Genomic DNA, 1,381 nt, shown 5'->3' on the forward strand with positions numbered 1-1,381 from the left:
GTTGTCGAATTGCCAATGTAGTCAAGTACCATATTACTGAAGAACTTAGTGAGTCTGTGTCAATGAAGGTTATTGCCTGTCAACACCGATTTTAAAATGTCGTTTTTCACCGATTTACTTTTGTGCCTTTGTGTGTTCTTGATAATCTTTCATTCGATATGATTTTCCAGTAATTTTAAAGATCTCCGAATGGTGGACCAAATGGTCCAGAATTGCATTCGCAATTGTTGGATTAGAAAAGGTTTCACCCCATTCCGATAAAGGAATATTAGTCGTAATGATCGTTGATTTCTTTTCGTAACGTCGAGCAATCAACTGGAAGAATAAATCGGATCCTAAGTCATCAATTGGTAAATATTCAATTTCATCGATAATTAGTAATTTGTACCTGCTATAATTTTTCAAAATCGCCGCTAAACGATTCTCTTGATGGGCTAATTTTAACCTTTCAATTAATTCGTGACAGTTCACAAAATAAGTACTTAAATGATTCTTACATGCTTCCATACCAAGTCCAGTTGCTAAATGAGTTTTGCCAACCCCAGAAGAACCAATAAATAATATGTTCTTAGCCGAAGAAATAAAATTCATTGATGCAAGATTCATAATTCTTTGTTTATCAACCGAAGGTTGAAAGTCGAAATCAAATTCATCTAGACCTTTGGTATATGGAAAGTGAGCTACATGAATTGACATTTTAGCTGACCTTTGAGTTCGATAAGCTAGTTCTTTACTGGTTAGTTGTTCAAGGATTTCCGGTAATGACAAATCATTACCTTCCAAATAGTTAGGTAAATATTCCTTTATAGCTGTTAATTTCAGCTTAGTCAAATTATTCTCTAATTTTGTATAAACGGTCATGTACTATAGTCCTTCCTATAATTGGTCAAACATTTTCAAATTAGTTTCTACTTGTTCGGCAAGTCGCTGATCTGATAGATCATGAAATACCGATGTCCTCAAAATTGCTGTCATATCTTCTTGGTGATAGTTAAACTTTTTATTGCTAAGTGAATGCTGCCTTATTAGCTTTGTGGCACTAAAAATCAATAAATTTTTGTCAGTGACCTTGACGGTCACTTCATGACCGATATACTTTATTGGTACAGAATATTTACTTCCCAGATAGGTGATCATTGATTCTTTACTAACTTTGCGGGTTAGATCATGATCTACTAACGAACTTAGCAGTTCACGGTTAAAGGGTTGTAAGTATTCTTTTTCTTTTTGCCATAAATCCATTGGCCTTCGGTCTGTTGCTTGACTTTTTTCATCATTAAGTTGCTTTTGTAGATATTTAATTATTTCCTAAATTTCAAGAATAAGTTAGCCACTGGACTCAAATAAATAATACTGACCAATTGATTATTGGTTGATGGAG

The 1,381-nt window shown here is 33.7% G+C and carries 2 protein-coding genes; both read right to left on the bottom strand.

The window, feature by feature from the left end:
- Nucleotides 1-114 precede the first annotated feature (114 nt).
- A complete protein-coding gene (istB, locus tag QOR82_RS09070; protein WP_283584412.1) occupies nucleotides 115-861 on the bottom strand; it encodes an IS21-like element helper ATPase IstB in 747 nt (248 codons plus the stop codon).
- Nucleotides 862-876: 15 nt separating this feature from the next.
- Nucleotides 877-1,242 carry a Mu transposase domain-containing protein gene (locus tag QOR82_RS09075; RefSeq protein ID WP_283584413.1) on the bottom strand — a complete coding sequence of 122 codons (366 nt, stop codon included), beginning with the start codon at nucleotides 1,240-1,242 and terminating at the stop codon, nucleotides 877-879.
- Between the last annotated feature and the right edge of the window lie 139 nt (nucleotides 1,243-1,381).

Source organism: Limosilactobacillus difficilis (assembly GCF_947387495.1).
Taxonomy (GTDB): domain Bacteria; phylum Bacillota; class Bacilli; order Lactobacillales; family Lactobacillaceae; genus Limosilactobacillus; species Limosilactobacillus difficilis.

Bases quoted from the DNA above. Each gene is read 5' to 3' on its own strand.
- istB (WP_283584412.1), bottom strand. From the start codon at position 861: ATGACCGTTTATACAAAATTAGAGAATAATTTGACTAAGCTGAAATTA.
- QOR82_RS09075 (WP_283584413.1), bottom strand. From the start codon at position 1,242: ATGGATTTATGGCAAAAAGAAAAAGAATACTTACAACCCTTTAACCGT.